We start from the raw sequence: 12,021 nt of genomic DNA on the forward strand, positions 1-12,021 counted from the left end.
GGAACCGTGACGACAGACGTGAGCACCCTGCCCGGGGGCGCCGCCGTGGCGCCGCCGGCCCGGTCGCTGGAGGACCTGGTCGGGCGTACGCCGCTGCTGGAGGTCCCGCTGCCGGGGCTGCCCGGCTCGGTGCGGCTGCTCGCCAAGGTGGAGATGGCCAATCCGCTCTCCAGCGTGAAGGACCGGGCCGCGCTGTTCATGGTGCGGGCCGCGGAGGAGGCGGGGCTGCTCCCGCCGACCGGGGGCACGGTCATCGAGTGCTCCTCCGGCAGCACCGGCATCTCGCTGGCCGCGCTGTGCGCCCGCCGCGGTCACCGGTGCGTCATCGTGATGCCGGACAACGCCACCGAGGAACGCCGTCTGATCCTCCGGGAGCTGGGCGCCGAGGTGCATCTCGTACCGGCCCAGGACGGTCTCATGGCCGCGTGGGCGTACGCGGAGGAGCTCCAGCGCACCCTGCCCGGCTCGTGGGTGCCGCACCAGGACCGCAACCCGGCCAACGTACGGGCGCACTACGAGACCACGGGCCCGGAGATCTGGGAGGCCACGCGGGGCCGCGTCGACGTCCTGGTGTGCGGGGTCGGCACCGGCGGCACGCTGACGGGCACGGCCCGCTATCTGAAGGAACGCACCACCCTGCACGTGGTCGCCGTCGAACCGGCCCGCAGCGCCGTGATGTCCGGGGGCGATCCCGGCCCGCACGGCATTCCCGGCATCGGCGCCGGCTATGTCTCGGACATCACCGACCTCTCCCTCGTGGACGAGGTCGTCGCGGTCCCGGACGAGGCCGCGGCCGTCACCTCCCGGGAGATCACCCGGGCCACCGGCCTCACCGTCGGCGTCTCCTCGGGAGCCGCCGCCTGGGCGAGCCGCGCCGTGGTCTCCGACCCGCGTTGGGCGGGCGCCACGGTCGTCACCGTCTTCCCCGACAGCGGGGAGCGCTATCTGTCGACGGCCCGCTGATCCGTCGCCTCCTCACGAAAGACAGGCAGCCATGTGCCGGATCTTCGGCTACTTCAACACGGTGGCGACGCCGCACGAGATGCGGACCGTCGCCGCCCTCCAGCGGCACGGGGGCCCGGACGCCACGGGCATGTCCCAGGCACCCGAATGGGGTCTGGGCAACAACAGGCTCGCGGTCGTCGACCTGGACGGCGGCGAGCAGCCGTACGGCCGGGGCGGGCCGGTGCAGGTCGTGTTCAACGGGGAGATCTACAACCACGAGGAGCTGCGCCGTCGGCTGGAGGCGCGGGGGCACTCGCTTCCCGACCGCTGCGACGGCTCGGTCCTGCCCGCCCTCTACCTGGAGTACGGCGAGGAGTTCACCGAGCACCTCGACGGCATGTACGCGCTGGCGCTCCTCGACACGCGCGGCGAGGTTCCCCGTCTGCTGCTGGCCACCGACCACATCGGGATGAAGCCGCTGTACTACCGGTGGGACGCGGCGGACCGTTCCCTGCGGTTCTCCTCCGAGCTGCCGGCGCTGCTCGGGTTCGGCGGGATCGGCGGCCGGGTGCGGGAGTCCGCCCTGGACGCGTACCTGTCGACCCGTACCCCGTTCGGCACGCGGACCATGTACGAGGACGTGGAGGTGCTGGAGCCGGGCACGACGTGGGTGTGCGAGCTGGGCGGCACCCCGCGCGTGCGGCGGCGGGCGGCGGACGTGTCCGGCGCACCGGCCGGTGACGGATTCTCCGCGGCCCGGCGGGTGCGGCACACGCTGCGGTCCGAGGTGGGCCGGCTGCTCGTGGCGGACGTTCCGGTGGCCCTGATCACCTCCGGCGGCCTGGACTCCAGTCTGGTCACGGCGCTCGCGGCCGAACGCGGGCCGGTGCACACGTTCAACATCGCCTACCGGGGTGCCTGGCCGTTCGACGAACGGCACTTCGCCCGCGAGGTCGCCGAGCGCGCCGGGGCGACGCACCATCAGGTGGAGATCGACCCGGCCGCCTTCCCCGCGCTCCTCGAGGACACGGTGTGGCACCTGGGGCAGCCGAACGCCGACCCGATCGCGCTCAGCACGTTCGCCCTGTTCCGGGCGGTCCGTGACGCGGGCTTCACGGTCGCCCTCACGGGCGACGCCGCCGACGAGGTGTTCGGCGGGTACGAGCGGATGCGGGTCGCGGCCGAGCGGGACGCCGCGGGCGCGGACTGGTCGCAGGGCTACCTGGACGCCCTGTCCGCGGCACCCGCGGCCGTGCGGAACGGGCTGTACACCGAGGCCTACCGGGCCCATGTCGCCACGGATCCGGCGCTGCCCGCGGCGGCCCGGGACGATCTGCTCCACGGCCCCGGTACGGTCCTCGACCGCATCACCCGGTTCGAGCTGGACTACCGTCTGCCCGCCTACCACCTCCGGCGCGTCGACCATCTGAGCATGGCCTCCTCGGTGGAGGCCCGGGTGCCGTTCTGCCAGCGGTCGGTCGTGGCCCTGGGTCGGGCGCTCACCGACCATCAGCGGATCCATGGCGGTCAGGTCAAGCGGACCCTCTACGCCGCGGCGGCCGGACTGCTGCCGGACCGGGTGCTGTCCCGTCCCAAGCAGCCGTTCACCCTGCCGGTGACGGCGATGCTGCGGCCCGGCACCTCCTTGTGGGAGTACGCCCGGGACCTGCTGGCGCCGGGCCGGATCTCGGCCGCCGGGCGGCTGGACGGACGAGCCGTCGACGCCCTGTTCGCCGCGCAGGCCGACCGGCCCGACGACACCGCGTCGCTGGCCCTGTGGGCGCTGCTCGTGCACGAGGTGTGGGAGGAGCAGTTCCGGCGTTCCGTGCGGCGCCTCGGCGCGGCCGGGGTTCCGCCGGGCGCGACGAGGCCGCTGGCGGTGGCGGCGTGATCGGGCACCTCGCGTACGCGTCGGGCAGCCCCTGCCCGACGTTCGTGCTGGACGCCACGCGGCTCCCGCGTGACGAGGAGGCGCTGCTCGCGCACCTCGCGGAGGCCCGCCGCTATCTGGTCGACGCGGGCGGGGCCCATGTACTGAAGATCGCTCTGGTCGAACCGTCCGCGCATCCGATGTTCGACCTCGACTACCGCTTCGTCCAGGCGCTTCCGGGTGCTCCGGACCGGTTCGACCTGCGCGGCTCGTGCGGTCACTCGATCCTGTCGGCGGTGGTGGCCGCCTCGCGTTCGGGGACGCTGCCCCGTCTGGTGCCGGGTGCGCGGATCCGTGTGCAGGTCCTCAACAACGGGGACAGCGTGGTGTGCGAGGTCGACCGGGTCGAGCGGGACGGGGCCGGTTTCACCGTCACCTTCGTCCAGGCGTCCCCGGTTCCCTTCGGCGACCTGCTGCCCGCCGGCCGGCCCCGTACCACGCTGGAGGCCGACGGCGAGCGGGTGGACGTCTCGCTCGTCAACAGCGCCAACGCGTACGCGTTCGTGGACGCGCGCGCCCTCGGAGTGCCCGACCAGGCCGCCCTGTTCGCCGCGGGCGACGAGCTGCTCGGCCGGCTGGAGTCGATCCGGGGCGCCGCCGCCGACCGTCTCGGCTGGCCCCGCGGCGGGGCCTTTCCCAAGATCGCGGCCGTGCTGCCGTCCGAGGACGGCGGGATCGCGGCCCGTGCCGTGACCGTGCCGCGCTGGCATCCGTCGATCGCCCTGACCGGTGTCGTCTGCCTCGGCACCGCGGTGCGGATCCCCGGCACCGTGCCCTGGAGCATCGCCCGCGAGAACGGGGCCGACACCGGCCTGATCGACATCTCCACGCCCGGCGGACGGACGGCCGTCACCGCGGTGACCACGGTCCCCGGGAGCACCGGGGACGAGGGCGCCCTGCTGTGGGCGACCGTCGCGCGCAAGCACGTCACCTTCCAGGGGTCGTTCGTCCTGGCGCCCCTGAGCCATCTGCAATTCGAGGAGGTCGCCCAATGTCTGGCTCTGTCGGGGGCGGCATGAGGCCGCTGCTGACGGCCGGGCTGCGTGCCCGGCTGTCCGATTCCGCCGACAAGACCGATCATGCCGGCGAGCCGGACCGCGAGGTGCTGGCGGCGCTGCGCGCGAGCGGCCTGCTCGGTACGGCCGTTCCGGTCCGCCACGGTGGCTCGGGCGGGGACGCCGTGGCGGTCAACCGCGTCGTCGAGGAGATCGCCCAGGTCAACCCGTCGGTGGCGATCATCGCGTTCCAGCATTTCGCCGTGAGCGCCCGGATCTCCGAGTGGGGCACCGAGGAGCAGCGGGAGCGCTGGCTGCCGCGGCTGGCCGACGGCACGTGGCTCGCCGCCTCCGCGTGGAGCGAGACCGGCGCCGGGGCGGCCAAGCGGAACCTGGCCAGTGGCGGCGAGCGCCTCGCGGACGGCCGCTGGCGGCTGGACGGCTCGAAGACGTTCACGACCGGGGCCGGGGTCGCCGATCTCTATCTGGTCCTGGTGCAGACGGCGCGCCCGACCGACACCGGGACGGGATACGGGGCGGACGGTCAGACGTTCTTCCTGGTCGAGGCCGGCAATCCCGGGCTCGTACCGGATCTCGGTCTGGACCTCGCCGGCATGCGGGGCTCGGCGACCGGGTTGATCGCCCTGGACGGCTGTGTCGTCACGGACGCGGACCGGCTCGGTCCGGCCGGCGGGGCCGCGTCGGTCATCGCGGGGGTCCGGGAGTCGGGTGCCAGCCTCGGCGCGGTGTCCGTCGGCATCGCCCAGGCCGCGTTCGACCTGGCCGTCCGTCACGCGAAGGGGCACGGTCTGCTGGACCTGCCCGGCGTGCGGCACCGGCTGGTGGACCTGGCGACCCGGGTCGAGACGGCGCGGGCCGTCGTGGCCGGGGCCGGTGCGCGGACTTCGGCCGCTCCGGGCCTGACCACGCTGCACAGCAAGCTCCACGCGAGTGTGGCCGCCGAGGAGATCTGCCTCGACGTCGCACGGACGCTCGGCTCGGCCGGGTACCGCGAGGGCGCCCCGATCGGGCGGTTGCTCGCCGACGCGCGCGGCATCGCGTTCATGGGGCCGACCAACGACCTGTGCCGGGATCTGGTGGCGGCGACGTGGACCGGCTGACCCCCGCGCCCGACCTCGTGGTCAGCGGCCGCAGGCTGGTGACGCCGCACGGGGTGCGCCCGGGCCACGTGCTCGTCGCCGACGGGCGGATCACGGCCGTCACCGACACCGACACGGCGCCCGCCTCGGCGGAGCGGATCGATGCCGGCGACCACTACGTGCTGCCCGGGCTCGTCGACTCGCACGTGCACTTCCGCACGCCCGGTCTGACGTACAAGGAGGACTGGGAGCACGGCAGCCGGGCGGCGGTCCGCGGCGGTGTCACCACCGTCCTCGACATGCCGAACACGGTGCCCCCGACGCTGGATCCGGAGGCGGTGCTCGACAAGGCCCGTCTGGTGGAGGGGCGTTCGCTGGTGGACCTGCGGTTCCACATCGGTCTCGACCCGGCACGTCCCGAGCTCCTCGCGGATCTCGACCCCGCGGTGGCGACCAGCGCCAAGGTGTTCATGGCCGGCCACCACACGGCCCCCACCGTCGTCCGCGATCCGGCGGCGCTGGAGAAGGCGTTCGCCGCGGCGGCCGAGGGAGGGGTGCAGCTCGTCCTGCACGCCGAGGACGACGGGCTGTTCGCGCTCCTCGACGCCTGGTGGGGTGAGCCGGGCCACTATCTGGAGTACGAGCAGCGGCGCCCGCGCACCGGTGGCATCGTCGCGGTCGCCAAGGTGATCGAGCTGGTGCGGCGGTACGGCACGCGGGCGCACATCCTGCACCTGTCGAGCGCCGAGGAGGCCGATCTGGTGTGCGCGGCGCAGGCCGCCGGGTATCCGGTCACCTTCGAGGTCACCGGCCACCACCTGTCGTTCACCGACAAGGACACCTCCCGCCTGGGCGCCCGCACGCGGCTGTCGCCGTCGATCCGGGGGCAGGCGGATCAGGACCGGCTGTGGCGGGCCCTGGCGGAGGGTCAGCCCACCACGCTGGGCAGCGATCACGCGCCGCACACCGTCGCCGAGAAGACGCGCTCGGTCGCCGCCTCGCCGCCGGGGCTGCCCGGCGTGCAGGAGCTGGCCGTCGCCGTGTGGACCGGGATGCGCCGCAGGTGGCCCGAGGAGGATCCGGACACCGCCGCGGCCCGTCTGGTGCGGCACCTGTCGCAGGCGCCGGCCGAACTGTTCCGGCTTCCCGGCAAGGGGCGGATCGAGGCGGGCGCCGACGCCGACCTGGTCGTCTTCGCGCCCGACACGCCCTGGATGCTCTCGGCGCACGACGTGGAGAGCAAGTGCGGCTGGTCGGCCTACGAGGGCTGGACGTTCACCGGCCGTGTCGAGCGCACCCTGCGGGCCGGTCGCACGGTGTGGGACGCCGCCACGGGCGCCTTCGGCGCGTACGACGGCCGCCTGCTGAGGGCCGCGGCCGGAACCTCCGGGGACAGGACTTCCGCGGACGGTACACAGACGGCGGCGCTCGCCGCCCGGGAGGGATGACATGGCCAGAAGACGGTCCGTCGTGGTGGCGGGCGGCGGGATCGGCGGGCTCGCGGCTGCCGCGGGCATGGCCGCGCGCGGTCTCGACGTCACCGTCGTCGAACGAGCGAAGCGGATCAGCGCCGGCGGCTCCGGCCTCGTGCTCTATCCGAACGGGGTGCGGGCGGCCGACGCCCTGGGCGCGCGCATCGGCGCCCGGCTGCGGGCCGTCGGGCACGTCACCCGGCGCGACGAGGTGCGGGTGCTGATGGACGCGTCCGGCACCGTGCTCGCGGAGGAGCCGATCGGCGCCGCCGCCGACATCCTGGGCGAGCCCCAGATCCCCGTACTGCGCTCCGCCCTGTCCCGGCTGCTGCTCGACGAGGCGCTCAAGGCCGGGGCGGCCGTCCGCCTGGCGACCGCCGTCACGGACTACACCGGGCACCCCGGGCACGTCGCGGTGACGCTGTCCGACGGAGACGTCGTCGACTGCGACGCGCTGATCGGCGCCGACGGCATCCACTCGGCGGTCCGGGCCCGGATGCTGGGCGGCGAACCGCCGCTCTACCAGGGCTACACCTCGGTCCGCGGGCGGACCACCGGCTCCGTCCTCGGGCAGCACGGGTACGTCGTCAACGGGCGCGGCGTCCAGCTGTTCGTCGCCCCGGTCGGCGGGGACACCCTGTACTGGACCGCCAAGATCACCGCGCCGGCCGGGGAGTGGCCCGCCAAGGGGGCCGCCGGCGCCCGGCTGGCCCTGCTCGACGCCTTGGAGGGCTGGCACCCGCCCGTCGTCGACCTGGTGCGCGACGCGGATCCGGAGGACATCGTCGTCACCGACATCCACGACCGCGAGCCCACCTCGCGCTGGGTGGACGGCCGGGTGGCGCTCCTCGGCGACGCGGCGCACCCGATGGTCCCGGCCCTCGGCCAGGGCGCCAACATCGCGCTGGAGGACGCCGCCGTGCTCGTCGACGCGCTCGCCTCGGCGGCCGAGGTGCCCGACGCCCTCGCCGCCTACGCCCGCGAGCGCGTCGACCGGGCCGCGGCCGTGGTCCTCGCCTCGCGCCGTCAGGGCTCGCTCGACCAGGGGGCCGACCAAGAGGGCGAGGAGCGGCGCAACGCCCGCATCCGGTCCGCCGGGCGCAAGGACGCCGACGTCGTCGACGTCCTCGGCTGGCGCCCCCGGACACGGTCCCGTCACCTGGAGCGGGGCGCCGCGCCAACCCTGATGACCACCGTCCGTACGAAGAAGGAGACCACCACCATGGCACCGCATATCGTCCTGATCAGCGGCTCGCTGCGCATGGGGTCCACCTGCGACCAGGTGGCCGAATGGTGTGCCCAGCGGTGCGCCGAACAGGGCGCGTCCGCGCGTGTCTTCACCGGCGCGGAGATCGACTTCCCCGCGTACCGGCCCGGACTGGCCGGGTCGCACGCGGCCGTGGCCGGCTTCCTCGGCGAACTGCGCGCCGCCGACGGCGTGATCCTCGTGTCGCCGACGTACCACGCCACCGTGTCGGGGCTGCTGAAGAACGCCCTCGACTACGTCAACGACATCGGCGGGCCGGTGCCGTACCTGGAGGGACGCGCCATCGGCACGGTCGCGGTCGGCGCGGGCGCGCAGGGCGCGGTCTCGACGCTGACCACGCTGCGCACCATAGGCCACGCGCTGCGGGGCTGGCCGACGCCCGTGGGCGCCGCCGTCTCCCAGGTGCCGCCGCAGCCCTCCGTCGCCGACGAGCCCGGGCCCGACACGGCGCGGCTGATCGAGATGGTGACCCAGGTGGTCTGGCTGGGCGGTGCCCGCGACAGCGCCGTGGCGAATGCCCTGGGTGCCGTCGCCTGATCCGTCCGACACGGATTTCGTCATCGCAGGCAGAAAGTCGAACACACCGCGCGTGGACGCACGGTGGCAAGGAGTGGCTCTTATGTTCTCGTCCTCTGAATACCGTGTCATGCCCGTCCGGCTCGGGCCCGTGTGGCGTGACGCCAACGTCCGTTCCGGACCGTCCCTGGACAGTCCGGTCATCCGTCTGCTGATGCCGGACGCGTCCGTCACGTACCAGGCCGAGGGGTGGTCGCCGGGTGACGAGGTGGTGGAGGACCAGCACCGTGACGGTGTGATCACCAGCTCGGTGTGGTTCCGGCTGGCCATCGGCGGCTGGTCCAGCGCCGTCAACTTCGAGCCGGAGACGGTCGCCGAGGTCCTGGCCGTCGCCGCACCCGCCCCGCAGGGGGCCGACACCCCCTGAAGGGGGACCGGGTGCGGCGCTGCCGCCCGCCGGGTGACGTCGTCACCCGGCGGGCGGTCGGTCGTAGGACGCCGTCCGTCGACCCGTGGCGGGGCTCAGCCCACCTGACAGGGCCGCCCGTGAGGGCGTCCGCGGCGAGCGTGGGCGGGTCCGGCGGGCGAGGCCGCCGCGACCCACGCCGCCGACAGGACCACGGCGGCGGGCGCCGCGAGCACGGCGGGCGCGGCCAGGGCCATCCAGGCCCCGGAGGCGGCCGCCGGCGCGACAGGCGTGCTCGATTCCCTACGTGTCGTCATGCCGCCGCCGAGTCGGAGGCCCAGGCCCGGAGACGGACCCGGTCGTACTTGCCACTCCTCGTACGGGGGAGGGCGGCGAGGACACGGACGGTACGGGGGCGGGCGTGCGGGGGAAGGCTGCGGCATGCCTCGGCGACGCGGCCGGCCACGGCGGTCCGGTCGTTGTCGGAGCTCTCCACGAAGGCCCAGACGGTGTCGCCCCGGTCGCCGCGGCGGACGCCGACGACCGCGGCGTCGACGACTCCGTCCGCGGCCCGTACGGCGTCTTCCACGACCGTGGGGGCGACGGTCTCGCCGTGGACGACGAGGACCTCCTTGACCCGGCCGCCGACGGTGAGCCAGCCGTCGGCGGTGACCGCGCCGGTGTCACCGGTGCACAGCCAGCCGTCGGCGGTGAACGCCGTGCGGTCGAGGCCGCCGGTGACCGGGTCGAGGTAGCCGAGCATCAGGCTCGGGCTCGCGATCTGGATCTCGCGGCCCGGCCCGGCCGGACGGGCCCGTACGCCGTCCAGGAGGCGCCCGACGGTGCCGCGGCGCAGGTCGTCGGGGGCGTTGAGAGCGACGTTGGGTCCTGCCTCGCTGAGTCCGTAGCCGTCGTGCAGGGGTGTGCCGGTGGCCGCGAGGAAGTCGTCGTACAGGGCGGGGGTGAGGACGTCGCCGCCGCAGCCGCGGATCCGCAGGCCGGCGAGCAGCAGGGCGGTGGCGGGGTCCTTGGCGGCCTCGGCGGTGAGCATCCGGTACATGCTGGGCACGCCGTCGAGGGAGGTGATGCCCTCCGTCGCGATCCGGGCCAGGACACCGCGCAGGTGGAAGCCCGACTCGGCGTACAGGTGGGCGCCGGTCGCCCGCCACACCTGCAGCACGCTGTAGCCGTAGGCGTGGCGCAGCGGCAGCGGGAGCAGCAGCCGGTCATCGGCCGTGACCCGCATCCGGGCGGCGGTGGCGCGGGCCTGGTGGGCGAGGGCGGCGGCGGAGACGGCGACGGCCTTGGGGTCGCCGGAGCTGCCCGAGGTCCAGAAGACGGCGGCGGTCTCCTCGGGGACGCCGAGCGGGCTCGCGGCTGCCGCGGCGACGACGGGCTCTCCGGAACCGGTGGAGTGAACGACGGCCGCCGGGGCGATGTGGCGTGCGGGGGCCGCGCCGTCGAGCAGCAGGGGTGCGTCGGCGGCCTCGGCGGCGAGCGCGGCGACGACGGCGGTCAGCGGGTGGTCGGAGGCGAGGGCCGCGGCGCGTCCGGGTCCGGCGCCCGCCGCGGCGAGTTCCCTGGTGGTGCGGGTGACGAGTCGGGCCAGTCGGCCGGGCGGGACGTGTTCGCCGTCGACCGTCAGCAGCGGCTGTCGGGGGCTCATGCGGCGGCCTCGGCGTGCGGGGCGGTGTCGAAGACGCGGCGCACGCCCACGGGGACGTCGGTGTCGCGGACCGGCACCGTGATGACGGTGGTGCGGCCCTCGGCATGGGCCTTGGCCGCCTCGTCGAGGGCCGCGGCGAGTTCGGCGGCGGTGGTGCACCGCACGGTGTGACCGCCGAGCGCGCGGACGGCTGCGTCGGTGTGCGAGGGCGTGGTGAAGCGGGTGAGGGTATCGGGTGCCTGTTCCTCGGCGCGTACGAAGCGGGGCCAGCCGTAGCCGCGGTTGTCCAGGACCAGGACGGTCAGGCCGAGGTCCAGCTCGGCGGCGGTGGGCAGTGCGGCGAGACCCATCTCGAACGCGCCGTCGCCGCAGACGAGGACGGTGCGCCGGGACCGGTCGGCGAGCCCGGCGCCCACAGCCGCCGGGAGGCCGAAGCCCACCATGGTCTGCTCGCCGGGGGTGATCACCCGGGCCCGGTCACCGACGGACACCACGGGGTGGTGGTAGCCCCACATGTCGTGCAGCCCGTTCTCCTGGACGAGGGTGGCGTCACGGGTCACCGATTCCTGGAGCAGCCGCAGCGCCTCGGACACGGTCAGCTCCGGGCCGTCCGTCACGGCGGCGGTGTGGCGGGCGCGCGTTTCCTCGCGTACGGCGGTGACGGCGGCCCGGCGGATCGCGGCGGCCTCGGTCTTCGCCGGAGGGTCGGTCTCCAAGGCGTCGGCGAGCTGGCCGGCCACCACGGCGGCGTCGCCGAGCAGCGCGACTTCGGGTTCCAGGACGGTGAGGAAGACGGCCGGGTCGACGTCGACGTGGACGAGGGTCTTGTCCTCCAGGCTCTCCCATCCCATGCGGGCGGTCTCCTCCAGGCGGGAGCCGATCACGAGCACCACGTCGGCGTCGGCGAGCAGGCGGTCCGCCGGAGGCGTGGTGTAGAGGCCGACCAGGCCGCAGGCCAGCGGGTGTTCCTCGTCGAGGACGCCCCGGCCGGCGGCGGTGGTGAAGACGGGGGCGCCCAGCAGCTCCGCCAGGTGCCGTACGGCGGGCCCGGCGCCCGCGGGCTTGCAGCCGCCGCCCGCGACGACCACCGGCAGCCGGGCCGCCGCGAGCAGTGCGGCGGCCCGGCGCACCTCCTTGACGTCGGCGGCGAACCTCAGCCGCCGCACCGGTGGGGCGGGCCGCGGCTCGGGGGCGGGGGCCCGCAGCACCTCGTCGGCGATCTCCACCAGCACCACGCCGGGAGCGCCGTTGACCGCGAGGTGGACGGCACGGCGCAGCGCCCAGATCAGCTGGCGCGGGTCCTCCACGAGGAAGCTCCACTTGGTCAGCGGCGCGGCCATGGCTGCCTGGTCGGTGTGCTGGAAGCCGCCCCGGCCGATACCGAGGGCGGGGACACGGGTGGTGACGACGACGACCGGGGCACCCAGCGAGGAGGCCTCCAGGAGGCCGGTGAGGGCGTTGGCGAAGCTCGGTCCGGAGTTGACGGCGAGGACGGCGGGCCGCCCGGAGACGGCGGCGTGCCCGATCGCCGCGCATGCTCCCGCCCGCTGGTCCCGCACGCCGATGACGCGCAGGCCGGGCACGGTCTCCGCGGCGTCCATCAGACCGGGCTCGTCGGAGGGCAGCCCGATGACGACGTCGCATCCGGCGTCCGCAAGGGTCCCGGCGGCGACGTGCCAGGGATGGTTCTCGGTGGTCACGCTCACGACTGGTGCTCCTCGACG

9 protein-coding genes are annotated in these 12,021 nt (G+C 74.8%); 7 read left to right on the plus strand and 2 right to left on the minus strand.

Features of this window, described 5'->3' with window-relative positions; all coding sequences use genetic code 11:
• The first annotated feature begins 18 nt into the window (after positions 1-18).
• From AC07AW_RS38435 to AC07AW_RS38465, 7 genes are all read left to right on the plus strand, one after another.
• Positions 19-963 carry a PLP-dependent cysteine synthase family protein gene (locus tag AC07AW_RS38435; protein ID WP_478820173.1) on the plus strand — a complete coding sequence of 315 codons (945 nt, stop codon included), beginning with the start codon at positions 19-21 and terminating at the stop codon, positions 961-963.
• A 31-nt stretch (positions 964-994) separates the two neighbouring features.
• On the plus strand, positions 995-2,836 hold the full coding sequence (gene asnB, locus AC07AW_RS38440; RefSeq protein ID WP_478820098.1) for an asparagine synthase (glutamine-hydrolyzing): 1,842 nt from the start codon (positions 995-997) through the stop codon (positions 2,834-2,836).
• Positions 2,833-3,894: a PrpF domain-containing protein gene (locus tag AC07AW_RS38445; RefSeq protein ID WP_478820099.1), complete on the plus strand. Its 1,062-nt coding sequence runs from the start codon at positions 2,833-2,835 to the stop codon at positions 3,892-3,894. The genes asnB and AC07AW_RS38445 overlap by 4 nt, the downstream gene beginning before the upstream one ends.
• The gene (locus AC07AW_RS38450) at positions 3,891-4,991 is read left to right on the plus strand and encodes an acyl-CoA dehydrogenase family protein (RefSeq protein WP_478820174.1); all 1,101 of its coding nucleotides are present in this window, start codon (positions 3,891-3,893) and stop codon (positions 4,989-4,991) included. Before AC07AW_RS38445 ends, AC07AW_RS38450 begins: the two co-directional genes overlap by 4 nt.
• Positions 4,979-6,418 carry a dihydroorotase gene (locus tag AC07AW_RS38455; RefSeq protein WP_478820100.1) on the plus strand — a complete coding sequence of 480 codons (1,440 nt, stop codon included), beginning with the start codon at positions 4,979-4,981 and terminating at the stop codon, positions 6,416-6,418. The genes AC07AW_RS38450 and AC07AW_RS38455 overlap by 13 nt, the downstream gene beginning before the upstream one ends.
• Before the next feature lies 1 nt (position 6,419).
• Positions 6,420-8,246 (plus strand): NAD(P)H-dependent oxidoreductase, encoded by a 1,827-nt coding sequence (locus tag AC07AW_RS38460; RefSeq protein WP_478820101.1) that lies wholly within the window; start codon positions 6,420-6,422, stop codon positions 8,244-8,246.
• An 82-nt stretch (positions 8,247-8,328) separates the two neighbouring features.
• Positions 8,329-8,652: a hypothetical protein gene (locus AC07AW_RS38465; RefSeq protein WP_478820102.1), complete on the plus strand. Its 324-nt coding sequence runs from the start codon at positions 8,329-8,331 to the stop codon at positions 8,650-8,652.
• Between the two features lie 292 nt (positions 8,653-8,944).
• Here AC07AW_RS38465 and AC07AW_RS38470 read toward each other — a convergent pair whose 3' ends face one another.
• Both AC07AW_RS38470 and AC07AW_RS38475 read right to left on the minus strand, forming a co-directional pair.
• On the minus strand, positions 8,945-10,297 hold the full coding sequence (locus AC07AW_RS38470; RefSeq protein WP_478820103.1) for a class I adenylate-forming enzyme family protein: 1,353 nt from the start codon (positions 10,295-10,297) through the stop codon (positions 8,945-8,947).
• The gene (locus AC07AW_RS38475) at positions 10,294-12,003 is read right to left on the minus strand and encodes a thiamine pyrophosphate-binding protein (protein WP_478820104.1); all 1,710 of its coding nucleotides are present in this window, start codon (positions 12,001-12,003) and stop codon (positions 10,294-10,296) included. The genes AC07AW_RS38470 and AC07AW_RS38475 overlap by 4 nt, the downstream gene beginning before the upstream one ends.
• Between the last annotated feature and the right edge of the window lie 18 nt (positions 12,004-12,021).

This window comes from Streptomyces sp. NPDC044003, from assembly GCF_056435185.1.

Bases quoted from the DNA above. Each gene is read 5' to 3' on its own strand.
- asnB (WP_478820098.1), top strand. From the start codon at position 995: ATGTGCCGGATCTTCGGCTACTTCAACACGGTGGCGACGCCGCACGAG.
- AC07AW_RS38450 (WP_478820174.1), top strand. From the start codon at position 3,891: ATGAGGCCGCTGCTGACGGCCGGGCTGCGTGCCCGGCTGTCCGATTCC.
- AC07AW_RS38460 (WP_478820101.1), top strand. From the start codon at position 6,420: ATGGCCAGAAGACGGTCCGTCGTGGTGGCGGGCGGCGGGATCGGCGGG.
- AC07AW_RS38465 (WP_478820102.1), top strand. From the start codon at position 8,329: ATGTTCTCGTCCTCTGAATACCGTGTCATGCCCGTCCGGCTCGGGCCC.
- AC07AW_RS38470 (WP_478820103.1), bottom strand. From the start codon at position 10,297: ATGAGCCCCCGACAGCCGCTGCTGACGGTCGACGGCGAACACGTCCCG.